This window comes from Pseudomonas sp. UMAB-40, assembly GCF_900095275.1.
Classification (GTDB): Bacteria; Pseudomonadota; Gammaproteobacteria; order Pseudomonadales; family Pseudomonadaceae; genus Aquipseudomonas; species Aquipseudomonas mandelii_B.
The window spans coordinates 324,278-348,732 of the sequence record NZ_LT607552.1; the positions used below are offsets into that span (position 1 = coordinate 324,278).

17 protein-coding genes and 1 tRNA gene are annotated in these 24,455 nt (G+C 61.0%); 6 read left to right on the forward strand and 12 right to left on the reverse strand.

From position 1 onward, the window contains the following. The first annotated feature begins 47 nt into the window (after nt 1–47). The 3 genes from selA to K0F88_RS04130 all read left to right on the forward strand — a co-directional run bounded on the left by selA (nt 48) and on the right by K0F88_RS04130 (nt 3,475). Nucleotides 48–1,469 carry an L-seryl-tRNA(Sec) selenium transferase gene (gene selA, locus K0F88_RS04120; protein ID WP_094467456.1) on the forward strand — a complete coding sequence of 474 codons (1,422 nt, stop codon included), beginning with the start codon at nt 48–50 and terminating at the stop codon, nt 1,467–1,469. Further along, a complete protein-coding gene (selB, locus tag K0F88_RS04125; RefSeq protein ID WP_094467457.1) occupies nt 1,466–3,373 on the forward strand; it encodes a selenocysteine-specific translation elongation factor in 1,908 nt (635 codons plus the stop codon). Before selA ends, selB begins: the two co-directional genes overlap by 4 nt. Nucleotides 3,374–3,379: 6 nt before the next feature. Beyond that, nucleotides 3,380–3,475, forward strand: a tRNA-Sec gene (locus K0F88_RS04130). 8 nt (nt 3,476–3,483) lie between these two features. Here K0F88_RS04130 and K0F88_RS04135 read toward each other — a convergent pair. From K0F88_RS04135 to phbB, 5 genes are all read right to left on the reverse strand, one after another. Then, a complete protein-coding gene (locus K0F88_RS04135; RefSeq protein ID WP_094467458.1) occupies nt 3,484–4,794 on the reverse strand; it encodes an OprD family porin in 1,311 nt (436 codons plus the stop codon). A gap of 67 nt (nt 4,795–4,861) precedes the next feature. Beyond that, a complete protein-coding gene (locus K0F88_RS04140; protein ID WP_094467459.1) occupies nt 4,862–5,515 on the reverse strand; it encodes a hydrolase in 654 nt (217 codons plus the stop codon). A gap of 144 nt (nt 5,516–5,659) precedes the next feature. Further along, nucleotides 5,660–7,363 carry a class I poly(R)-hydroxyalkanoic acid synthase gene (phaC, locus tag K0F88_RS04145; RefSeq protein WP_094467460.1) on the reverse strand — a complete coding sequence of 568 codons (1,704 nt, stop codon included), beginning with the start codon at nt 7,361–7,363 and terminating at the stop codon, nt 5,660–5,662. Between the two features lie 101 nt (nt 7,364–7,464). Further along, nucleotides 7,465–8,643, reverse strand: a complete 1,179-nt coding sequence (locus K0F88_RS04150; RefSeq protein WP_094467461.1) for an acetyl-CoA C-acetyltransferase — start codon at nt 8,641–8,643, stop codon at nt 7,465–7,467. Nucleotides 8,644–8,700: 57 nt separating this feature from the next. Continuing rightward, a complete protein-coding gene (phbB, locus tag K0F88_RS04155) occupies nt 8,701–9,447 on the reverse strand; it encodes an acetoacetyl-CoA reductase (protein WP_094467462.1) in 747 nt (248 codons plus the stop codon). 281 nt (nt 9,448–9,728) lie between these two features. On the opposite strand from phbB, the gene K0F88_RS04160 reads away from it, so the two are divergent. Next, nucleotides 9,729–10,766 carry an AraC family transcriptional regulator gene (locus K0F88_RS04160; protein WP_094467463.1) on the forward strand — a complete coding sequence of 346 codons (1,038 nt, stop codon included), beginning with the start codon at nt 9,729–9,731 and terminating at the stop codon, nt 10,764–10,766. A 25-nt stretch (nt 10,767–10,791) separates the two neighbouring features. On the opposite strand, the gene K0F88_RS04165 is transcribed toward K0F88_RS04160, so the two are convergent. After that, nucleotides 10,792–13,344 carry a DUF3141 domain-containing protein gene (locus K0F88_RS04165; protein WP_219094138.1) on the reverse strand — a complete coding sequence of 851 codons (2,553 nt, stop codon included), beginning with the start codon at nt 13,342–13,344 and terminating at the stop codon, nt 10,792–10,794. A 243-nt stretch (nt 13,345–13,587) separates the two neighbouring features. Here K0F88_RS04165 and phaP point away from each other — a divergent pair, with 243 nt between their 5' ends. After that, nucleotides 13,588–14,157 (forward strand): TIGR01841 family phasin, encoded by a 570-nt coding sequence (gene phaP, locus K0F88_RS04170; RefSeq protein ID WP_094467466.1) that lies wholly within the window; start codon nt 13,588–13,590, stop codon nt 14,155–14,157. A gap of 38 nt (nt 14,158–14,195) precedes the next feature. On the opposite strand, the gene phaR is transcribed toward phaP, so the two are convergent. The 6 genes from phaR to K0F88_RS04200 form a co-directional block, all read right to left on the reverse strand. Then, nucleotides 14,196–14,744: a polyhydroxyalkanoate synthesis repressor PhaR gene (phaR, locus tag K0F88_RS04175; RefSeq protein WP_094467467.1), complete on the reverse strand. Its 549-nt coding sequence runs from the start codon at nt 14,742–14,744 to the stop codon at nt 14,196–14,198. Nucleotides 14,745–14,976: 232 nt separating this feature from the next. Further along, on the reverse strand, nt 14,977–16,245 hold the full coding sequence (locus K0F88_RS04180) for an OprD family porin (protein ID WP_094467468.1): 1,269 nt from the start codon (nt 16,243–16,245) through the stop codon (nt 14,977–14,979). A gap of 127 nt (nt 16,246–16,372) precedes the next feature. Continuing rightward, a complete protein-coding gene (locus tag K0F88_RS04185) occupies nt 16,373–18,145 on the reverse strand; it encodes an acyl-CoA dehydrogenase C-terminal domain-containing protein (RefSeq protein WP_094467469.1) in 1,773 nt (590 codons plus the stop codon). A gap of 68 nt (nt 18,146–18,213) precedes the next feature. Then, on the reverse strand, nt 18,214–19,884 hold the full coding sequence (locus tag K0F88_RS04190; protein WP_094467470.1) for a cation acetate symporter: 1,671 nt from the start codon (nt 19,882–19,884) through the stop codon (nt 18,214–18,216). Further along, nucleotides 19,884–20,210 carry a DUF485 domain-containing protein gene (locus K0F88_RS04195; RefSeq protein WP_219094140.1) on the reverse strand — a complete coding sequence of 109 codons (327 nt, stop codon included), beginning with the start codon at nt 20,208–20,210 and terminating at the stop codon, nt 19,884–19,886. Before K0F88_RS04195 ends, K0F88_RS04190 begins: the two co-directional genes overlap by 1 nt. Nucleotides 20,211–20,324: 114 nt before the next feature. Beyond that, a complete protein-coding gene (locus K0F88_RS04200) occupies nt 20,325–21,947 on the reverse strand; it encodes an acyl-CoA synthetase (RefSeq protein WP_094467472.1) in 1,623 nt (540 codons plus the stop codon). A gap of 231 nt (nt 21,948–22,178) precedes the next feature. Between K0F88_RS04200 and K0F88_RS04205 the strand changes: the two genes are divergently transcribed. Beyond that, nucleotides 22,179–24,455, forward strand: a complete 2,277-nt coding sequence (locus K0F88_RS04205) for a PAS domain S-box protein (RefSeq protein ID WP_094467473.1) — start codon at nt 22,179–22,181, stop codon at nt 24,453–24,455.

Here is a 24,455-nt window from a genome sequence, read left to right on the forward strand (position 1 = left end):
CAACGGCTACACTCAGGCACGACAGTCAACGTTTGCGGGAGCGCCTGATGCCTGCCAGATCCGCCAGCCCAGCCTTGCGGCTGCCTTCCATCGACAGTTTGCTGCGCCATCCGGCGTGCCTGCCATTGGCCGAGCGCTTTGGGCGTGACGCGCTGCTGGCCAGCCTGCGGCAGTTGCTGGATGACCTGCGCGAACCGGTACTGTCAAGCCAGCTCGACGCCGTTGAAATCACCCCCGAAGTCTTGGCTGGCAGAGCGGGCGAGCGCCTGGCCCTCCAGCATCGCAGCCATGTGCGCCGAGTGTTCAATCTGACCGGCACGGTGCTTCACACCAATCTCGGCCGCGCCTTGTTGCCCGAAGAAGCCATCGAAGCGGTGCAAATGGCCGCTCGCTATCCGCTCAATCTTGAATTCGACCTGCAAAGCGGCAAACGCGGCGACCGTGACGACCTGATCGAAGGCCTGATCCGCGAACTGACCGGCGCCGAAGCTGTGACCGTGGTCAACAACAATGCCGCCGCCGTGCTGCTGACGCTCAACAGCCTGGGCGCGCGCAGGGAAGGGATCATCTCCCGGGGCGAGCTGATCGAAATTGGTGGCGCGTTTCGCATTCCCGACATCATGGCCCGTGCCGGGGTCCGGCTGCACGAAGTCGGCACCACCAACCGCACCCATGCCCGGGATTACGAGGCGGCGATTGGCCCGCGCAGTGGTCTGCTGATGCGGGTGCATGCGAGCAATTACGCCATTGAAGGCTTCACCGCCCGAGTGCCGACGGCCGAGTTGGCTGAGCTGGCGCACAAGCACGGGCTGCCACTGCTCGAAGACCTTGGCAGCGGCAGTTTGCTGGACCTGACCCGTTGGGGTTTGCCCGCCGAACCCACGGTGCGCCAGGCATTGATCGATGGCGCGGACATCGTCACTTTCAGCGGCGACAAGTTACTCGGCGGTCCCCAGGCCGGGTTGATCGTCGGCCGTAAAGAGTTGATCGCGAAGATCAAAAAGAACCCGCTCAAGCGGGCGTTGCGGGTCGACAAGCTGACATTGGCGGCGTTGGAAGCGGTGTTGGGTCTGTACCGCAATCCCGATCGACTGGCCGAACGACTGCCGAGCCTGCGCCTGCTGACCCGACCGCAGGCCGACATTCTGTTGCAAGCCGAACGCCTGCAACCGTCATTGGCGCAGGCCGTGGGCGATGGCTGGAGCGTCAGCGCGGTGGCGGCGCTGGGGATGATCGGCAGCGGCAGCCAACCGGTGGCGCGCCTGCCAAGCGCGGCGTTGTGCCTCAGGCCGCTTGTCAGTAAGCGTCTGCGTGGCCGGCAATTGCTCGGACTGGAGGCAGCGCTCCGTCAGCTGACCATTCCAGTGCTGGGCCGAATTGACGACGACGCGCTGTGGCTGGATTTGCGCCAACTGGATGACGAAACCGCGTGGCTGGCGCAACTCGATCAATTGCAGGTGCCGGGGTGATCGTCGGCACCGCCGGGCACATCGACCACGGCAAGACGACGTTGCTCCAGGCCTTGACCGGCCAGGCCGGCGACCGTCGGCGCGAAGAACGTGAACGCGGCATGACCATCGACCTCGGCTATCTCTACGCCGCGCTGGAACCGGGCGCAGCACTGACCGGGTTTATCGACGTACCCGGTCATGAACGCTTCACCCACAACATGCTCGCCGGGGCCCAGGGCATCGATCTGGTGTTGCTGGTGGTCGCCGCGGATGACGGCGTCATGCCCCAGACCCGCGAACATCTGGCAATCGTCGAACTGCTGGGCATCCCTCGGGCCCTGGTGGTGATCAGTAAATGCGACCGGGTCGATCCGGCCCGCGTGCAGGCCGCGCGCGAACAAATCGAAAGCTTGCTCGCGCCCGGGCCGTATGCAAGCGCACCGCAGATTGCGCTGTCGAGCGTGACCGGGGAGGGTATCGAGACGTTGCGTCTGGCCTTGCTGGATGCGCAGCGTGATGTGCTGCAACGCAGCACCCGTGGCGGTTTTCGTTTGGCGATCGATCGTGCGTTCAGCGTGGCCGGCGCCGGCATTGTGGTGACCGGCACGGCGCTGTCCGGGCAGGTTGCCGTGGGCGATACGCTGATGCTCGGTCCGTTGGGCAAACCCGTGCGCGTGCGCGGCTTGCATGCGCAAAACCAGGCCGCAGAGATTGGGGTGGCGGGTCAGCGAGTGGCGCTGAACCTGAGTGCCGAGCGCTTGGCACTGGAGCAGATTCACCGTGGCCACTGGCTGGTGTCAGAGTGGCTTTACGCACCGACCCAGCGCCTGGACATCGACATGCGGTTGCTGGCCAGCGAAGCCAAGGCGTTCGAGCATTTTCAAGCGGTGCATGTTCACTTGGGGACGCAGGATGTCACGGGGCGAGTGGCGCTGCTGGAAGGTGCCAGTGTTGCGCCGGGTGAGCGGATGTTCGCGCAGATCCTGCTGAATGCGCCGGTGCAGGCGGTGAAGGGCGATCCTTTGATTCTGCGTGACCAGAGCGCCCAACGGACCCTCGGCGGTGGCCGGGTGCTCGACCCGTTTGCGCCGACCCGACACCGTCGCAGTCCCGAGCGATTGGCGCAGCTTCAGGCACTCGGGACCCGCAATGATCTGGAAGACGTGCTGCCTGCGTTATTGCGCAACAGCGAAACCGGGCTCGACCCGCAACGCCTGGAGCGTCAGTTCAACCGGCCGCGTGACACTTGGGTCCTGCCCGCCGATGTGCGTTTGATCGATACACGCCAAGGACCGTTGTTGTTCAGCGCTGACCGTTGGGAGTCCCTGAAAACGTCGTTGTTGGAGCATCTGGCACGCTTTCACCAACTCGAGCCGGACCAGATGGGACCCGACCGGGATCGCCTGCGGCGTTTCGCCGGGACATCTTTGGATCGGCCGACTTTCATCAGCCTGGTCGACGAATTACTCACCAGCGGCGCCATGCTGGCCAGCGGGCCGTGGCTGCACTTGCCCGAGCATCAGGTGCGCTTGAGTGAAGAGGACGAAGCGTTGTGGCAACAACTGCAACCGTTGTTCGAACAGGCCGGATTCAATGCACCGTGGGTGCGCGACCTCGGCCATGACGAAGCGACGGTGCGCTTGTTGCTGCGCAAAATGGCGAGGCTGGGGCTGGTGCATCAAGTCGTCCGCGACCTGTTTTACACCGACGCAGTCATCCGCCGATTGGCGGCTATGCTTGTGCAACTGGCCGCGCAGAACCCGGTGATTCAGGTCACGGCGTTTCGCGATGCCGTGGGCCTGGGGCGCAAGCGCAGCATCCAGATCCTCGAATACTTCGACCGGCTGGGCCTGACCCGACGTTTTGGCGACAAGCGCCATTTGCGCCTCGACAATGCCTTGGCCCAGCCATCAGGAAACTGACTTCAAGGAAGGCAATCGCGCCCGGTGGCGCGGCCGGGCTTCAAACCCGGTTGGGGACGGCATCCGTTCCCGGGCAGGTTCGACTCCGGCTGCCTTCCGCCATTTCCCCTTCAGAGAGGCCCGAAGCTCAGCGGGTACTGGATGACCACATAAACCCGGTCAATATCATCGCCGGCCTGCGCCGCATTGGCCCGATGCGAGACATGGGACAGTTGCAGCGATAACCCCTTGGCCGCCCCCGACTGCACGATGTAGTGCAGGTCGATGTCGCGCTCCCAATGCCGGCCGCCATCGCCTTGTTGTGGCACATATTCGCCGACGGACGCATCAAACGGATTGTAGGCGCCGCCCTTGGGTGCATGGGTGCCGTCGATCTGGCTGCCCAGGACGTAACGCGTCATGAATTTCAGGCCGGGAATCCCGAAGGTGCCAAAATCGAGGTCGTAACGCGCCTGCCATGAGCGCTCGTGGGCACCGTTGAAGTCGGCGTACTTGATCGAGTTGGCGAGGTAGATCGAGTCGCCGCCGACAAAATCGAACGGCGTATCGCCATTAATTTTTTGATAGGCCAGGGTGAAGGCGTGGGCATCGACGGTGTACTTGCCCGACAGGCTGAACGCGGTGTTGTCGATGGGACCGGCCAGCGCTTTGCCGGTGTCTTGCGTGTGGTAGAGATTGGCGTCGAGGAACACCCCGGGCTGCTTCAGGTGCAAGTTGGCGTAGTACTGATGCCAAGTGTCGGTGAGTTCTGAGGCATAGAGCGCGCCGCCGACGGGGCGTTGAGTGAACAAGTCAGCGCCCAGAAACGTAATGCCGCCGGCTTCGGTGTTGGCGCCGTAGCCGTAGAAGTTGCCTTTGCTCGAAGAACTGTCCTGGTTTTTGAATGCGGTGAAATGCCCGGCCAGCAGATTCACGTCATCGATTTCGCGGCTGTTCAACAGAAAACCTGTGGCGTATTCCGGTTGCAGGCGTTTGTCCGCGGTGTCGAACACCGGGGTTTCCACCATCATTTCGCCGAAGGCCAAGGTGGTTCGGGAGGCTCTGATTTTCAGCGCGCCACCGCCACTGGAATAGTTGCCTTCGCTACGGCTGTCATCATTCACGGGCAACAATCCGGTCCCGGAATGTCCCTTGCCGCCATCCAGCTTCAGTCCCAGAAAGGCGTGGGCGTCGAGGCCAAAGCCGAGCGTGCCGGGTGTGAATCCAGATTCAAAAGCGCTGATAAAGCCTTGAGCCCACTCGGCTTTATAGCTTTTGCCTGTCGGCGAAGGGGACCGGTAGTCGCTGTTGAGGTAGAAGTTTCGGCTGAGCACTTCAAGGTTTGCGCCGTCCAGAAACCCTGGTGCGGCTTCATCAGCCAGGGCTGTTCCGGCGAATAGCATCGACAACCAAAAGGGGAGAACTTGCTTGCGAAACTTCATTGGTCAATCACCACGCAGCAGCGACTGCGGAAGGTCCGCAGTCGCCCGCTTTTTATAGGAAAAGCGCTTAGTGGCCTTCCGAGGCACCGAACATGGTTTTGGCGTAGATCAGGCCGAGACCGTAGGAGCCACCGTTGGCAATCGAGGTTTTCACGGTTTCTTCATAGGTTTCGGTACGTGCCCAGTCGCGCTGCAGTTCGAGCAGGTATTGCAGCGAGGTCATTGGACGGGCGCCGATCTGGATCATGCGCTGCATGGCCATTTCATGGGCTTCGGTGCTGACGTCGCCACAGGCGTCGGCAATCACGTAGACCTCGAAACCCTGGTCGATGGCCGACAGCGCCGGGCCGACGATGCACACCGAGGTCCACAGGCCGGCGAGGACGATTTTCTGTTTGCCGAAGGCGTTGACTTCAACCGCGATGCGCTCGTCTTCCCAGGTGTTCATGCTGGTGCGGTCGATGACGTTGTGTTCCGGGAACACCGACTTGATTTCGTCGAAGATCGGCCCGGAAAAGCTCTTCTCGGCAACAGTGGTCAGGATGGTCGAGACCTTGAAGCCGCGCGCGGCCTTGGCCACGAGGGCGGCGTTGTTGCGCAGGGTGACGGCGTCGATCGACTTGGTTGCAAAGGACATCTGCGACTGGTGATCGATCATGATCAGGGTGTGGTCGGTCGGGGTCAGCAGGGTTTTGCCGGGAACAGCTTTGGCGATGGCCATGGCGAGATCCTTACGGGTGAGTGAGGAGGCCATGGTTGCGCAGTTTCAGGCGGGAATATTGAAGCGATGTGCTGTGTTTGGGTTTTTGCGGGGCCGCGCGAAGAACGGCCCCGCGCACTATCGGTCAGTGCGCGGGGCCGTTGTTCATTGCATCACATACCGCCCAGGCGCCGACTCCAACGCCGGGTATTGCGCGTTGCCGGTGTGCAGCACGGAAGGCTGGCGCTCGCCGGACTGGTCTGCCAACCAGACGAACCAGTCATTCCACCAGCTACCGGCATGCTCCTGGGCATTCATGAACCAGGTGTCAGGCTCCTTCGAAACCCGATTGTTGGTCCAGTAATGGCGTTTTTCCCTGGCTGGCGGGTTGATCACCCCGGCGATGTGCCCGGAGGCACCCAGCACAAAGCGCTTGGTCCCGGAGAGCAATTGGGTGCTGGCGTAAGCGCTGCGCCACGGCACGATGTGATCGTCATGGGTGGCGAGGATGTACGCCGGCGCATCGATGGCGCGCAGGTCGAGTTTGACTCCGCAACAGTCCAGATCCCCGGATTTCAGGTCGTTTTGCAGGTAGGTGTGGCGCAGATACCAGCAGTACATCGGCCCCGGAAGGTTGGTGCTGTCGTTGTTCCAGAACAGCAGGTCGAGGGGAATCGGCTTCTGGCCCTTGAGGTATTTGTCGACGTTGTAGTTCCACCACAAATCATTGGGGCGCAGCAGCGAGAAGGTGTTGCCCATGTCCTCGCCCTTGAACAGGCCGATGGGGCCCTCCTGGCCGCCGATGGTGCGCTCGCGGTAGGCCACCAGTTGTTCGTCGACGAAGATGTCGATGGGGCCGGTGTCGAGGTAATCGAGAAAGGTAGTCAACAGGCTCACGCTGGCGATGTCCTTGTCGCCGCGCGCTGCCAGTACGGCCAGCGCCGAACTCAACAGCGTGCCGCCGATGCAGAAACCCACGCAATTGGGGCGTTGCTCGCCGCTGATCTCGCGAGTCACTTGCAGGCCTTTGATGATGCCGGTGTCGATCAGATCATCCCAGGTGGTGCCGGCGTGCGCCTGATCAAAGTTGCGCCACGACATCAGGAACACCGGGTGGCCTTGTTGCAGCAGATGGCGAACCATCGAGTTGTCCGGTCGCAGGTCGAGGATGTAGTACTTGTTGATCGACGGCGGGACGATGAACACCGGGCGCCGGTACTGGGTTTCGCTTTGCGGGTAGTACTGAATCAACTGGAACAGTTCGTTCTCGAACACCACTTCGCCGGGGGTGTTGGCCAGATCGACGCCGACCTTGAAAGCGCCGCTGTCGCACTGGCGCATCTTGCCTTCTTGCAGGTCGCTGGCCAGGTGCAGCAGGCCGGTGAACAGGCTGCCGCCCTGAGTGTCGACGACGCGTTGCAAGGCATCGGGGTTGCTCGCCAGAAAGTTGCTGGGCGCCCCAGCGGCAATCGCTTGCTCCACCAGGTACAGCAGACGCTGGCGGGGTTTCTTGTCTTTGATCGGCAGTTTATCGAGCAGCTTCAGCAGAAAACCGGCGTTGAGCAAGTAGAACGCCGCGAGGGAACCGAACAGCGGGGTGCTCCAGTTGCCACTGGAAAAACGTCGATCTTCAAAGGAAAACGGTTGGCCGGTCAGCAGGCGCTGGCCCAGATCACCCCATTGGGTTTGATACTCGGCTTGCAGGCTTTCCAGGGTGGGGCGCGGCAGGTCGAACCACTCCTCGTATTCCTGGCCGGTGAACCATGGATTGGTGCTGACCCAAAGGCGTAATTGTTGCACTGCAAAGGAGGCAATGAACGGGACCTGGCCTGACCAGAAAGTGTTGAAGGTGTGCGCGTTATTGTCCATGGAACTCCTTGCCCACATCGGTAAACCGGGCAGAAAAAACCGCGGTGCCGCCATTCGGCACCGCGTCAGCAGTCAAGCAAGCAGTCCTGTGTTTCTTATTTTTATCGTTCGATGACCAGGCTGACGCCTTGGCCGCCACCGATGCACAACGTGGCCAGGCCTTTTTTGCCGTCACGGCGAATCAGTTCGTGCACCAGCGACACCAGAATCCGCGCGCCCGACGCCCCGATCGGATGCCCCAGCGCAATTGCGCCCCCGTTGACGTTGACCTTGGCGGTGTCCCAACCCAGTTCCTTGCCGACCGCCAGTGATTGCGCGGCGAACGCTTCGTTGGCTTCGATCAGGTCGAGATCGTTAAGGCTCCAGCCGGCTTTCTCCAGCACCAGACGGGTGGCCGGGACCGGGCCGATGCCCATGATCGATGGGTCCACACCTGCGCTGGCATAGGCCTTGATGCGCGCCAGCACCGGCAAGCCGAGGGCTTCGGCAGTGGAGGCGCTGGCCAGCAGCAACACGGCGGCGCCATCGTTGAGGGTCGAGGAGTTGCCGGCGGTCACGCTGCCGTCTTTCTGGAACGCCGGTTTAAGGTTGCTCAACGCTTGCAGCGTGCTGCCCGGGCGCGGTTGCTCATCCGTATCGAACACCAGCGGATCGCCCTTGCGCTGAGGGATCAGAATCGGGGTGATTTGACCCTTGAAGTAGCCCGCTTCGATGGCGGCGGCGGCTTTCTGTTGCGAGGCGGCGGCGAAGACGTCCTGATCTTCGCGGCTGAGGCTGTACTGCTTGGCCAGATTCTCAGCGGTGATGCCCATGTGGTAATCGTTGAAGGCGTCCCACAAACCGTCCTGAATCACGCTGTCTTGCAACTGCGCATGACCCAGACGCAAACCGGTGCGCGCCTTGGGCAGCACATAAGGCGCCAGGCTCATGTTTTCCTGACCGCCGGCAATCACCAGCTCGGCGTCGCCGCAGCGGATCGCCTGGACCGCCAGTTGCACGGCCTTGAGGCCCGAGCCGCAGACCTTGTTCAGGGTCAGGGCAGGGGTGGTGAAGGGCAGGCCGGCCTTGATTGCCGTCTGGCGTGCCGGGTTTTGCCCCGAGCCTGCGGTGAGCACCTGGCCGAGAATCACTTCATCAATCTGCGCGCCGTCCAGGCCGGTTTCTTCCAGCAGACGGCGGATCAACGTGGCACCCAGCTCAGTGGCTGGAATCGCGGACAAGGCACCTTGAAAACTGCCGATGGCGGTACGAGTAGCGGCAACGATTACGACTTCGTTCATGCGTGACCTCATTAAGATTCTGGCAAGCGGGAGCAGGGCGTCCTTGCCCTGATCGGTCTACTGCATGTTCATGCCGCCGTTCACCGAGAAGTCGGCGCCGGTGCTGTAGCCCGACTCATCGGAGGCCAGCCAGGCGACGATCGAGGCGATTTCTTCGGGTTGGCCGAGGCGCCCGACGGGGGTGGCCGCGATCATGGTGTCGAGGATGTCCGGGCGAATGGCCGCGGTCATGCTGGTCTGGATATAACCCGGGGAGACGGTGTTGACGGTCACGCCCTTGCCGGACACTTCCCGCGCGAGGGCCATGGTGAAGCCATGGATGCCGGCCTTGGCCGCGCTGTAGTTGGTCTGGCCGAACTGGCCGCGCTGACCGTTGATCGAGGAGATATTGATCACCCGTCCCCAACCCTTGGCCAACATGCCTTCAATCACTTGCTTGGTGGTGTTGAACAGGCCTGTCAGGTTGGTGCCGATCACCGCGTTCCAGTCTTCGGGCGTCAGCTTGCGAAAGGAGGCATCACGAGTGATGCCTGCGTTGTTGACCAGCACATCGACCGGGCCGAATTGTTCGTGCGCCATTTCGAAAGCCTTGCGCGTCGACTCCCAATCGGTGATGTCGCCGTAGATGCATTCGAACTGATAACCCGCCGCCAGTTGACCGGCAATCCAGTCGTTCTTGCGGGCGGAATCAGCGCTGCAACCGACGATGACTTTGAATCCTTCCTTGTACAGGCGCTGGCTGATCGCCGTGCCAATCCCACCCATACCACCCGTGACCAACGCAATACGACCAAGCGACTTCATAAGCTTCGTTCCTTTTTGTATTTTGCGCTGCAAGATGGGCGATTGTTCGGTATTGGCGGGGGATGCGGAAGTGTTGGGAGGTGACGGGCTGGTGTCCAAAGGTGCCATGTCCGGTTTAGTTGCATCGGGGCGACGAATGGCCGGGACCAGTGGCGAAAAATGAGGATTACCTATACTGGGATCAATATTGGCGACTGAACCACCCGTTAGTATTTTGATTCATCGCAGATCAGTCATGGCTCCGGACAGGATGTCCGGTTCCACAGGTCATTGAGGACGCCATGTATAGAATGAGTTCAGGCTATGCCAGCGTGCTGGTAAATACGCTTTCGGCTCAAGGACTGGATGTTGCCAGTCTGTGCCGGGAGGCTGGACTAGACATTGATCTCGCGGACCAACCAGGTGCGTTTTGCGAGCGAAAGAACATCTATCGACTATGGGAGCTGGCCGCCGAGGCCTCGGGCGATCCTGACATTGGCTTGAGGGCCTATGGCAGTTTCCACCCCGGCAGCTTTCAGATCATCGGCTACACCATGATGTCCAGCCTGAATCTGAAAAAGGCCCTTGAGCGCCTGGTCCGTTTCAGTCCGTTGATTGGCACCGGGTTCAGCCTTTTCTTTACCGCCGAACAGCAACATTACCGCTTGTCCAGCCTCGACCATCAACAGCATGGTTCGGTCAAACCGCGCCAGTACACCGATTCCGCTCTGGCGTCATTGCTGAGTTTCTCCCGCAAGTTGTTGGGTGGCGACGCACCGCATCCCTTGAGCGTTGAATTCACCTATCCCGAGCCCGAAGACATCTCCGAGCATCGGCGCCTGTTTGGCCCCAATCTGCAATTCGACGCGCCTTACGACAGTATTTTGTTCGACGGACAGGAGCTGTTGCGGCCGTTGAGCATGGCCAACGAAAAGCTGGCGGTGCTGCATGACAGTTTTGCCGAAGCGCAACTGGACCTGCTGTTTGGTTTTTGCATTGTCGGGCGGATTCGCGCGCTGATTACCGAGCGCCTGAGTCAGGGCCAGGGGCAATGCGACATGGAGTCGATCGCAGCAGCGTTGAACATCAGCAAGCGCACGCTGCAACGGGCGCTGGAAAAAGAAGGGACGCAATTCAAGGACGTGCTGAATGCGGTACGCCGACAACTGGCCGATTTCTACCTGCGCCATTCTCACTTCAACATGAAGCATGTCGCCTATCTCCTTGGTTTTCATGACCACAGCAGCTTCAACAAAGCCTGTAGCCGCTGGTTTGGCATGACACCGGGGCAGTACCGGTCCGATGAATCTTTTGAGATCGAGGAAGCCGCGCCGGTGTGACGCGGTGCTCGTCAGCGGTCCGGTGTTATTTTACCGGCGGTTTTTTTACGCTTTTCTTACTTTTGGCAGGTTTACGCGCGGGACCCGAAACCTTGGCGATTGGCTTAGGTGGCACCACATCGGCCTGTTGTGTGATCGGATTGGGCGGTGTCGGCTCAGGCGCGGTTACCGGGGCTTTTTGCTTGGTGGGTTCAGCTACGACCACTGGAGTTTTCGCCTTGATGGGGCCAGGTACGACTGCCGAAACTTTTGGCTTGATCGGCTCCGGGGTTATCGCCGGGGCTTTTTCCTCAATAACATCGGCTTCACCCGGTGGTTGAGTCAGGTTGAACCCCGGCAGCGGCACCTCAAGCAGCGTGTGCAGCTCACACCAGAACGGGTTGTCTGCGCCGCTGGTCAGCAACTCCGGCAGCAAATTGGCAACAGCGGCCAGCACTTGCTGGCGTTCTTCGACCTCGGCCAGCATCAGGGGCAAGCTGCGCAGGCTTTCCTGCGGGTGGGTGGCGACCAGCAGTTTTTGCAGGCGCAGGGTTTCGCGCAGGTCCAGTGGTTCGGCGCTGTAGTCCTGTAGCAGCACTTGCAATTGCAGGATGAGTTTCTCGACGCTTTGCTTGCCCGGCTCGTCGCTGTCGCGGCCCAGCAGGAACAGGATCCGGATCAAGGCTTCCATCAAGCCGCCCAGGGGCAGGGCGTCCTGAAGGCGTTCGATCAGGACTTTATCGTGCTGCTCGGCATGCGCCTGGAGATTGCGTGCCGGTGCATTGCCGGTGAGGCTGTTGAGCACGCCATACACACCGTAAAAACTCATTTCCTGAGCGGCATCACGCAGGTCCCGATAGCCGTTCAAGGCATCCTGTATCTGGTTGGAAAACAATGCCTGCCAAGCCAGCAATGGATTGGATGGGCTTGCCGGGTGTCGATCCTTGCTCACCTGGGCGGCGCTGCCCGGCAGCCACCAGAGCGCGGGGTTCAAACTGTTCCACATCACCTGTTGCTGGTGGAACGGGTGGGCCTTGCGCATCAGTTCGGCGGTCGGTTCGTTGATCAACTGGCGCAACCACGGCCGTACAAACCCGTCGTAAAGCGTGTTGTTAAAATCAGAGGCACGCTCGACCAGTGCGAATTCGCGATCATCGTCACGGGGCGGCTGCACGTCACCGTGGATGTCGGCGATACGTCGTCGCTCGAAACGCACGGCATAGGGCGTTTGCGAATGTTCCGGCAGATCCTCGATGAGCATTTCATAGAGCCCGCCCGGCAGTTCGTTGATCGCGTCGACGGCGCCCAGCAACTCACGGTGTTCACGCCGCGCCACCTCACCGGACACAAAGATGCCCAGATGGCCGATGCTCGCGTGCCGCAGATAAACGATGGTGCGTCCGGCATTTTGCAGGGCGAGATCGCTGGGATAGACGTCGGTGATCCAATCCAGTGCCTGCTGCGGCGAGGTGATGTTGTCGCCATAGGAGCAGAACACCACCACCGGCACTTCGATACGCTTGAGGTCAAGCCCGCTGCTCTTGCGCCCGAGGCCGCCGGACAGCTGATTGCCGATGAACAGGTCATCGACAATCATCTCGATTTCTTCGCCATTGAGCAGGGTCGGGCTGCCCCACCAGCGTTCGAAATCCAGGAAGCGCGGAGCCTCGCTGTCGACTTCGCTGAACAGGTGGTAGTACTTGCCCCACCAGGTGTTGGCCGGGTCGAGGCTTTCGAAATTGCTCACCAGCCAGGTGCCGTCGAAACGGTCATTGCCCAGGTCGCTGCCCAGGCGCGCCATCCAGCCACCGCCCAGCAATCCGCCGGTGTAGCGCATCGGATTGCGCCCGTTGACGCCTGCCCAGTACGACAAAGGCGCGCCATTGACGATGATCAGCCCCGGCAGTTCAGGGCGGGTCGCCGCGAGGCCCATCAAGGCCCAGCCGGCCTGGCAGTTGCCGATCACCACGGGTTTGGCGCTGGCGGGATGTCGCGTGCTGACCTCTTCGATAAACCGCGCCTGGGCTTCAACGATGTCCGCCAGGGTTTGCCCCGGGCGTGGTGAATGGCTGAACGAAATGAAATAGGTCGGGTGACCGGCGCGCAGGCTTTCGCCGATGACCGAATCCTGTTTGAAACCGCCAATCCCTGAACCGTGGCCACCGCGCGGGTCAATGATGATCACCGGCTGCTTTTTGCTGTCGAGCTGTTGCCCGGGGCCCGGGAGGATCTGCAGCAACGAGTAGTTGACCGGGCGGGGCAGGTCTTCACCGGCAATCAGGGTTTCATGGTTGAACTTGAGCAGCAGCGGATACCCGGCGCGTTCGTGGGCCAGGGTGTTGTCGCCGCGCTGACGCAAGGTGTCCCAGAACAGCACGCTGCGTTGGCCAAGGTCGGTGAAGTATTCCTGCCAGTCGGCGGCGGTCGGCTGCCGGAGTTGTTCAAGGCTTGAAGGTGCGTAGGTTTTGGCCTGGCGCTGTTGCACGGCGTCGAGAACGTTGCGGGTGTTGAGGCGCTGCAGATGGTTCAGGTGCTCGAACAACCCGGACGGAGTCGAAAGCCCTTCATCGTGCAGCGCAATATTTTCTTCCTGACCCATTGTGAACTCCTGACACCATGCGTGGGAACGTTGCCCTGACTAATAGCAGCCAAGCCGGCCGTTCGATTTTCACGAGTGTATAGGGAATAACGGTCAAGGAAGCGAACTTTATTGTGCGCCGCACAAAATAGCCGTTGCCAAATAGTTTTGTGCACTGCAATATCAAGGCTAACGCGATGTCTGGCAGGATCGCTATCGCGTCCTCTGGTCCATCCGGGCCTTCCAGTACCAGGAGATTCAAGCATGTCTTTTTTCAATTCGGAAAAACTGCAAACCGCTCAAAAAGCCAACCTCGATCTTTTGCAGCAGATCAGCGGCAAAGTCTTCGCCAGCGTTGAACAGCTGAGCCAGTTGCAGTTCAAGGCTCTGCGCGACTCCACCGAAGAACACTTCGAAGGCGTGCGCAAGCTGCTGGCCGTGCGTGATCCACAAGGTTTTGCCGATTTGCAGGCGTCGTTCACCCAGCCGAGCGCGCAGACCGAACGTCTGGCCGAGTTCAATCGTCAGGTTCAAGCGCTGATCGTGGGCACGCAGTCGGACATCGCCAAACTGACGTCGAGTCAGGTCGAGGCAGGCACCCAGCAGGTCAATGAGTTTGTTGAAGCCATCAGCAAGAATGCACCGGCCGGCTCCGAGCCTGTCGTGGCTGCATTCAAGTCGGGCCTGGCGAATGCCAGTACCGTGTTCGAAAGTGCACAGAAAGCCGTGAAACAGGCTTCCGATGTGGCTCAGAGCAATTTTGACGCCGCCACTGCCGCTGCCGCCAAAGCAGCACCGGAAGCGGGCGCCAAGGCTACCAGCGGTAACAAGTAAGTCGTTTCAGGCCAGCGGCACAAACAATGGCGATGGGTTTATTCCCCATCGCCATTTTTTTTCGGCCCGTTATCGGTGCCCGGCTTGGCGCCAAACATGCCGAACAGGTTCTGGGTATTGAGGTACAAGGCCTTGGACTGGTCGACATACTGGCGCATCAGGTCCTGCATGACCGGGGCCTGTTGATGCATGAAGTCGCTCCATGCCTCCGATGACTGCGCGCCGGTCTGGGACTGAATGTCGATGACGGTCTGAATACTTTTATCCAGGTAGCTGCCGAGCACCCCCTGGTAAGGACCGTAGAACTGGATAATCCCCATCAGCATCTCGCTGGTGAAGATCGGCTCACCGCCGCTTTCGGCTTCTAGAATCACTTGCAGCAGGATACTGCGCGTCAGGTCTTCGCCGCTCTTGGCATCGACCACCTGAAACGCAACTTTATCGACGACCAATTGGCGCACGTCCGCCAGCGTCAAATGACTGCTGGTGTGGGTGTCATAGAGTCGGCGATTGGGGTACTTCTTGATCAGGCGGGGGGTGGTATCAGTCATGCGGGGCGTCTCGCGGCGGGCCTGGTTTGCAGGCATCTTAACCTACTATGGCTACTGCCGCGGGATGGGGTAGGTCGGGAGCAATATCTTCGGTGCTTCTGAGGCCGCCATCGCGGGCAAGCCCGCTCCCACAGGGATCTGGGGACACTGAAGATCCCTGTGGGAGCGGGCTTGCCCGCGATGAGGCCCGTCATCACAGCGAAAATCCACAATAAAAAAGAGGACTGCGCCGCCAAGCGAGTCCCCCCTTTGTGAAACCTGAACGGGTTTACCAGATCGGCAGGGTGTAGCTGACAATCAGGCGATTCTCATCCAGATCATTGCCGAAGTTGGTCGAACGCACCGTCGCATTACGCCATTTCACGCCGACATTCTTCAGCGGACCGCTCTGCACGACATAACCAATGTCGGTATCACGCTCCCATTCCTTGCCTTCGGGGCGGTTGCCGCCCAGGTCGATATTGTCGCCAGTGATATAGCGCGTCATGAAGGTCAGCCCCGGCACACCCATGGCTGCAAAGTTGTAGTCGTAACGCGCCTGCCAGGATTTTTCGTCCTTGCTGGCGAAGTCACCGATCTGCACGAAGTTCACCAGAAACGCATCGGTGCCGTTGACGTAGGCGTAGCCGGTGTCGCCGCTCATGCCTTGATAACCCAGGCCCACCGCATGCCCGCCGAGGCTGTAGGTGAACATCGCGCCAATCGCATTGTTGTCGACATTGCTGCCGCCATCATCCGTGGAGCGGGCAAAGCGCAGGTCAGTCTTGAACGATTGCCCCGTCGTTACCGGCATCACGTAGGTCAGGTTCACCAGGTGCTGGCTGTAGAAATTGTCGAGGTGGCCGTAGCTGTAGCCGGTGGCGAGGTTGCTGGTCCATTTGTAGTTCAGGCTGGCGAAATCAAAGCTGTCGCTGTCGAGGTGCCGCGTGGTGATGCCTTTGGCGCCGGTCCGGGTGATGCCCATGTCCTCGTAGTCCGAAGAATCACGTTGATTGACCTGGGTCAGCCGCCCGGCATCGACGGTCAAGCCTTCAATCTCCAGCGAGGTCAACTGACCGCCCTTGAAGGTTTGTGGCAACAGCCGTGAATCGTTGGCCAGTACCGTCGGCAATTTCGGCAGCAGCGTGCCGAGTTTCAGGGTGCTTTTGGAAGCGCGGAGTTTGGCGGTCAATCCCAGTTCGCCGTACTCGTCCTGAGCGCCTTTGCTCGTGTCGCGATGGCGTTTGAGCAGGCCGGAGCCGGCACGGTCAGGGCTGGAGTCGAGCTTGACGCCGACCAGGCCAATCGCATCGAAACCGACACCGATCAAACCGTCGGTGAAGCCCGACTCATAGCGCAGCAGGAAACCCTGGGCCCATTCCTCTTGTTTGGATTGGGCGGCGTTGTCCTGGCGATAATCCCGATTGAAATAGAAGTTGCGCAGCTCAAGGCTGGCCTTGCTGTCTTTGACAAAGTCCGCAGCGGCGGGGGCCGAGAGGCTGATGACGCCGCCGGCCAGTAACAGTCGGGTAGCGAGGGTGCGGGTGTTGCGGTCCATGGTGAAGCCCCTTTGTTTTTATTATGGAAAGACAGGTCCCGCGGCCCTCGCCAGGAAGGCGAGGGCTTATCAACAAAAAAACGCGGCGCCGAATCGAGAGGAGCGTGGTGCCGCGTCGGTTCAATCGTTAGAACTGTTCGGCGCTCAGGCCGTACAACGAGGCGCTGCCGGCGAGAATGGAATGCTCCAGGCTCAATGTGCGCGGAAGCAGGCGACGGATGTAGAAATCGGCGGTGGCGATCTTCGCGCCATAAAACGTTGGGTCTTCGCTGAGTTTTTTCTTCGCGACCTGGGCCATGCGCGCCCAGAGCCAGGCGTAGGCGACGTAACCGAACAGGTGCAAATACTCGACCGAAGCAGCACCGATTTCGTTGCGGTTCGTGGCGGCCTGGTCTTGCAGCCAGTCGCTGAGGTTTTCCAGACGCTGCACGGCATCGAACAACTGCACGGAGTAGGGCGCGTTGGGCTGATGGGCGAAACGACGGATCTCCCCGGTGAATTGACGCAGCGCGAAGCCGCTGTCGGCCAGCACTTTGCGACCGAGCAGGTCCAGCGCCTGAATGCCGTTAGTGCCTTCGTAGATCTGCGCGATGCGCACGTCACGGACCAACTGCTCCTGGCCCCATTCGCGGATGTAACCATGACCGCCGAACACTTGCTGGCCGTTGATGCAGCTTTCCAGGCCGGTGTCGGTGAAGAACGCCTTGGCCACTGGCGTCAGCAGCGCGACCAGGGTTTGCGCGCTGTCGCGCTCCTTGGCGTCATCGGAAAACTTCGCCAGGTCCAGTTGCTGCCCGACATAACTGGCAAACGCGCGACCACCTTCGGTCATGGCTTTCATGCTCAGCAGCATACGGCGCACATCGGGGTGGACGATGATCGGATCAGCCACTTTGTCCGGGGCAATCGCGCCGGTCGGTGCGCGGCTCTGTACACGTTCGCGGGCATACGCCACGGCGCTCTGATAGGACGCTTGCGCACAGCCGATGCCCTGAATGCCGATGGACAGGCGCTCGTAGTTCATCATGGTGAACATCGCCGCCAGGCCTTTGTTCGCTTCGCCGACCAGCCAACCGCTGGCGCCGTCGAAGTTCATCACGCAGGTGGCCGAAGCCTTGATGCCCATCTTGTGTTCGATCGAACCGCAGCTCACGGCATTGGCGTCGCCAAGTGAACCGTCGGCATTGACCAGCACCTTGGGCACGACGAACAGCGAGATGCCTTTCGGTCCGGCTGGCGCATCCGGCAGTTTCGCCAGCACCAGATGGATGATGTTTTCGGTCAGGTCCTGATCGCCACCGGTGATGAAGATCTTGCTGCCGGTGATGCTGAAACTGCCGTCGGCCCGGGGTTCGGCGCGGGTGCGGATGATCCCCAGGTCGGTGCCGGCATGCGCTTCGGTCAAGCACATGGAACCGGCCCAGCGGCCTTCGTACATCGGTGGCAAATACAGATTTTTCAGGGTCTCGCTGGCGTGGGCATCCAGCGCCAGGCAGGCCCCGGAACTCAACGCCGAATACAGGGCGAAGCTTGAGTTGGCGCCGTAGAGCATTTCTTCGAACTGCACGGCAAGCATCTTCGGCATGCCCATGCCGCCGAAATCGGCGTTACCGGACAGGCCCACCCAGCCGCCTTCGATGAAGGTGGCATAAGCCTGTTTGAAGCCGATCGGCGTGCTGACCTGACCCTCGAGCCACTGGGCGCCTTCTTCGTCGCCGCTGCGATTCAACGGCGCAATCAGGTGCGAAGTGACTTTCGCCGCTTCCTCAAGAATGGCATCGGCGGTGGCGGCGTCGACCGTGTCGGCCAGGGCCGGCAAGCGCGCCCACAGGGCCGGGGCGTCGAACACTTCATGCAGCACGAAGCGCATGTCGCGCAGCGGAGCGTTGAATTCGGGCATAACGTGAACCTCAATAGAACGGTTGTGCGATGGGCACGGCGGCGTAAATACGGGCCGTGCCCTTTCAATCAATGAGCGGAAGCGCTGGCGGCGCCAAGCCCGGTCTGAGCGCGAACGAACTGGTCGGCGTAGGCATCACGCTCCTTGTCGGCGCGCACGCTGCGGTCGAGCTTCGACACCACCACGATCACGAAGAACGCCAGCGGCATGGAGAACAGCGCCGGGTGGTCGTAGGGGAAGATCGCGTGAGCGTGACCAAGCACGGTGACCCACACCGCTGGCGACAGGACCACCAGCACCAGTGCGCAGATCAGGCCGGCGAAACCGCCGAGGATCGCGCCTTTGGTGGTCAGGCCTTTCCAGTACATGGCCATGATCAGCACCGGGAAGTTGGTCGACGCGGCGATGCCGAAGGTCAGGCCCACCAGAAACGCGACGTTCATCTTCTCGAACAGAATGCCCAGCAGAATCGCAATGATGCCCAGGCCCACCGTGGCCATGCGCGTCACGCGCATTTCCTGTTTCTGGCTGGCCTTGCCTTTCTTGAACACCGTGGCATAGAGGTCATGGGAAATCGCCGAGGCACCGGCCAGGGCCAGCCCGGAGACCACCGCCAGAATGGTGGCGAAGGCCACGGCCGAGAGGAAACCGAAGAACAGGTTGCCACCGACTGCTTTGGCCAGGTGCATGGCAACCATGTTGCCGCCGCCGATCAAGGCGCCGCCGACTTCACCGTTGACGTAGTACTGCGGGTCGGTGCCGATGATGACCATCGCGGCAAAGCCCAGGGTGCAGACAACCAGGAAGAAGAAACCGATAAAGCCTGTGGCGTAGAACACCGACTTACGCGCTTCCTTGGCGTTAGGCACGGTGAAGAAACGCATCAGGATGTGCGGCAGACCGGCAATCCCGAACACCAGGCCCAGCGACATCGAGGCGGTGTTGATCGGGTCGGCGAGCATCGAGCCCGGGCCCATGATGTTCCAGCCGCTGGCATGGGCCTGGACGGCTTTGTCCGCCAGGGTTTCGTAGCTGAAACCGAACTGCGACATGGCCATCACCGCCAGGGTGGTGCCGCCTGCCAGCAACAGCACGGCTTTGATGATCTGCACCCAGGTGGTGGCGATCATGCCGCCGAAGATCACGTAGACCAGCATCAACGCACCGACGATCACCACCGCAACCGGGTAGTCGAGACCGAACAGCAACTTGATCAATTGACCGGCCCCGACCATCTGCACGATCAGGTAGCAGCACACCACCGTCAGCGAACCGAACGCAGCGAAAATCCGCACCTTGTTCTGGTCCAGTCGATAGGAAACGATGTCGGCGAAGGTATAGCGGCCCAGGTTGCGCAGACGCTCGGCCATCAGGAAGGTGATGATCGGCCAGCCGACGAAGAAGCCGATGGTGTAGATGAAGCCATCGTAGCCCTTGGCGAACACCAGGCTGGACAGCCCCAGCAGCGTGGCAGCGGACATGTAGTCACCGGCAATCGCCAGACCGTTCTGGAACCCGGTAATGCCACCGCCCGCGGTGTAGAAGTCCGACGTCGATTTGGTTTGCCGTGCGGCCCACCAGGTAATCGCCAGGGTGCCCAGCACGAAGACGAAGAACATGCCGATCGCATGCAGGTTCAGCGGTTGTTTTTCCACTGCGCCCATGGTCGGGGCGGCGAGGACGATGGAGGCCGGCAACAGCCCGGCAGCGGCGAGGATGAGCTTACGAAGCAGGTTCATCACTTGCTCTCCTCAAGAATGGCGGCGCCCAGTGCATCGAAACGCGTGTTGGCGCGGTAGACGTACCAACCGGTCAGCAGCCAGGAAAAAATGATGATCGCCGCGCCCACCGGCATGCCCAGGGTCAACATCCGATGCTCGGCGATCGGCGCACGCAACCATTGCGGGGCAAACGCCACCACCAGCATGAACGCGTAGTAGGTGCCCAGTACGGCGGCACTCAGCGACCAGGCCAGACGCGAACGGCTGCTGACTAATTGCAGGAACTTCGGATTGGTCCGAATGCGCTCGCAACGTTGGGTATCGGTTGAATGGATGTCGATCATGGGTGGCTCCACATTTGTTGTTATAGGCGTTTTGACGGGGCTGAATTCGGCGTGCACGAGCCCGAAGCGGCAGATGAAACACCTGCCGCCGGGTGGGTAAAACGTCGGTTCGGGTTAGAGCGCTTTAGCCCTGTCGCGCAGGACGTACTTCTGGATCTTGCCGGTGGACGTTTTCGGCAACAGGGTGAAGATCACCGTGCGCGGGACTTTGAAACCCGCCAGATGCTCGCGGCAGAAACTGATGATGTCGGCCTCGCGAACGTCCTGGTGATCAGCCTTCAAGGTGATGAATGCACAAGGCGTTTCTCCCCATTTTTCATCGGGACGGGCGACCACGGCCGCTTCCATCACACCCGGATGGCGATACAGCACGCCTTCCAGTTCGATGGTGGAAATGTTCTCGCCACCGGAAATGATGATGTCCTTGAGTCGGTCCTTGATCTCGACGTAACCATCGGGATGACACACCGCCAGATCGCCGGTGTGGAACCAGCCGCCTTCGAACGCTTCGGCGGTGGCGGTCGGGTTTTTCAGGTAGCCCTTCATCACGGTGTTGCCGCGCATGAAGATCTCACCGATGGTCTGACCGTCCCGCGGGGTGGGTTCCAGCGTCTTCGAGTCGCCGACCATCACGCCTTCAAGTGTCGGGTAGCGCACGCCCTGACGGGATTTGATCTGTGCCCGTTCGTCCAGCGGTAACTCATCCCATTCGGCATGCCAGGCGCAGAGGGTTACTGGACCGTAGGTTTCGGTCAGCCCATAGACGTGGGTGACCTTGATGCCCATTTCTTCCACGGCGCCGATGACTTTGGCGGGCGGTGCAGCACCGGCAACCATGGCATTGACCGGGTGATCGATGGCCGCTTTTGCCGATTCCGGCATGTTGACCAATGCATTGAGCACAATAGGCGCAGCACACAGGTGCGTGATCTGGTGCTCGCGGATCAGCGTGAGGATTTTCTGCGGATCGACGCGGCGCAGGAACACATGCACACCGGCCATTGCAGTGATGATCCACGGGTAGCACCAACCGTTGCAGTGGAACATCGGCAGGGTCCACAGGTACACCGGATGGTTGCCCATGGCCCAGGTCATCTGGTTGCCCAGCGAGTTCAGGTACGCGCCGCGATGGTGGTAAACCACGCCTTTCGGGTTGCCGGTGGTACCGGAGGTGTAGTTCAGCGAGATGGCTTGCCACTCGTTGTCCGGCCATTGCCAAGCGTAATCCGGGTCGCCTTCGGCCAGTAGCGCTTCATAGTCCAGATCGCTGACGGCCTTGCCTTCGCCGTATTCCGGGTCATTGACGTCGATGACCAGCGGCGGGTGATCGAGCATGCCGATGGCCGCGTGAATCACGTCATGGAATTCGCGGTCGGTGATCAGCACCTTGGCTTCACCGTGCTGCAGCATGAAGGCAATGGCTTCGGCATCCAGGCGCACATTGAGCGGGTTGAGTACCGCACCGATCATCGGCACGCCGAAATGCACTTCAAGCATCTCAGGAATGTTGGGCAGCATCACCGCCACCGTGTCGTTCTTGCCAATGCCGCGACCAGCCAGCGCCGAGGCCAGGCGCCGGCAACGGGTGTAGGTCTGCGCCCAGGTACGACGGATCGAACCGTGGATCACGGCCGGGTAGTGGGGGTAAACGCTGGCAGTGCGCTCGATGAAGCTGAGCGGAGACAAGGCAATGTGATTGACAGCCGAAGGGCCTAGCCCTTGTTCATAGATCGACATGACGGGTACTCGGTGGCTGATTGTTAGCTCTATGGATGGCCTGTTCAGCGTAGCCGCTGAGGCCATCCTTTTATGTCCGGTCTGCTTTATATAACAATCCGCCATTGATATGGAAGTACAACCTACGCAGTATAGTATATGTACTATATTTGATTCTTCTGGTTCCAAATGAGTGCGGCGATACCTCTAGCGCCGGTATATTCTTGGCTCCCCCGACAACGCGGACCTGTGATGACCCTGACTCCCGTTCGATTGCACAGCTGGTTGCGCCTGCAGCGCGAGGGCGTTTCCCTGGCTGCTCGGGCGGATGCGTTGTGCCGTGCGTTGCAGGAATGTCCCGAGGTACGCCGGGCGGTTTACCTGAGCTGGCAACCCACTGCGCGCATTTACAGCCACGAAGGTGCCGCCCAGCATTTTCCGCCGGGCCTGGGCGATCCGTCGCTGGCCAGCGATCAGCTGCTGTTTGATCGGCTGGGCGAGACCGGGCGCCTGGACCTGGCCCAGGTCCGGCAACTCGATTGCTGGCTGTCCGGCCGGTTGCGCCGTGCCGCTATCAGCCATGGCCAGGTGTTTGATCTGGCCTTGCAGGCGGGGCAGGCAGGCCTGTTGCTGGTGGAGGTCTGCGACGGCGTGAGCCTGGACTGGCTGGGTTGGGTGCAGGATTTGTTGACCACCTTGCTCAGCAGTGTCAACGGCATGCTGCGGGGGTCGCCGCTGTTGGGGCACGATCCGCAACCGAGTCTGTTGCTCGATGCGCAGGGCCGGCCGCTGGAGTTCAACGCGGCGCTGCTGGCCTTGCTCGCGGAAAAGCCGTTGACGGACGTGCTGGGTTTTCTGCCGGTCAATCATCGCGTGTTGGTGCGCGCCTGCCTCGACCAGCAACGTGCCATCGAAGGGGTCGAAGCTCAGTTCGAGGCGCAGATTCTGATCTGGACATTTATCCCCGACCCCCAGGACAACCGCGTGCTCGCCCGTTGCCGCGACGCCACGGCACAGGTGCTGGCCGAGCGCGAAGCCGCCACGGCTCGGCGGCTGTACCGGCTGATCATCGAGAACACCACCGACCTGATTTCCCGGCACACCCCGGACGGGCGTTTTCTCGATGCCTCGCCGGCGTCCTGGACATTGCTCGGCTACTGGCCGGAAGAACTGCGCGGGCAAATGGCCCAGGGTCTGTTCCACGGCCAGGACCTCGCCAACCTTGTGCAGCGTGCGCGGGACGCGCTGGAGCAGGACGGTTATCACACCATGACCTACCGCATTCGCCACCGTGCCGGGCATTACCTGTGGTTCGAAACCGCCAGCCGGGCGATCCGTGAAACCTACACCGGTGCGGTGGTTGAAGTGGTCAGCGTGTCCCGGGACATCACGGCCCGGGTGCAGGCCGAAGAGAACAAGCGGCGCCTGGCGGAAGTGGTCGAGGCCAACACCGATCCGGTGTTGTTCATCGACCCTGACGGGCAAGTCACGTACCTCAACCCGGCCGCACGGCGCATCCTCGATATCGACGAGCAACAACCGATGCCGGCCCTGGCGCAGTTATTCGCCAACGCTGACCTGACGCGCCTTCAACGTGATGGCTGGAGCAGCGCTGAACGCGACGGCGTGTGGAGCACCGATGCACGGTTGCAGCCCCCCGGTGGGGGCACTTCGGTGCCGGTGTCGCTGGTGCTGCTGGCGCACCGTTCGGCCGGTGGCGAGCGCTACTATTCCTTGGTCGCCCGGGACATGACCGAGCGTGAATTGCGCGAGGTGCAGCAGCGCCGCCATCAAGACGAACTGGCGCACACCGCACGGTTGGTCACGCTGGGGGAACTGGCCTCGGGCATTGCCCACGAAATCAACCAGCCACTGGCCGCCGTGGTCAATTACGCCAATGCCAGCCAGCGCTATCTACAGACGCTCGATTCCAATCCCCAGGCCGCCGAACGAGTGGCCCAAGGGCTGCAACGCATCACCCTTCACGCCACCCATGCCTCTGAAGTGATCAAGCGGTTACGGGCGTTTCTGCGCAAAGGCCAGCGGCGCATGCAGGCGCTGAATTTTACCGATGTCGCCCGTGAGGCCGTGCGTTTGTGTGCCTGGGAGGCGAGCAATTGCCAAGTGACAATCGAGGATCGACTGCCGGATAATCTGCCGCCCGTTTATGCCGACCGGGTGTTGCTGGAGCAGGTGCTGCTCAATCTGTTGCGCAATGCCATCGACGCCAACCGCGAACAACATCCGGGGCAGCCATCGCTAATCGTGATGACGGCGGAGCAGGGCGGTGGTGCCACCGTGGAAATCCGCGTGCAAGACCAGGGGCCGGGCGTCAGTGAGCCCGAACTGGAGCAGATATTTACCCCGTTCTATACCAGCAAGGCCGATGGCCTGGGCCTTGGCTTGTCCATGAGCCGCAGCATCATCGAAGGTTTCGGCGGTGAATTGCAGGCCCAGCGCCAACCGGTCGGGCTGCTGATGGGTTGCCGCTTGCCGCTTGCCGGCCCAACAAAACAACAACAGGAATAA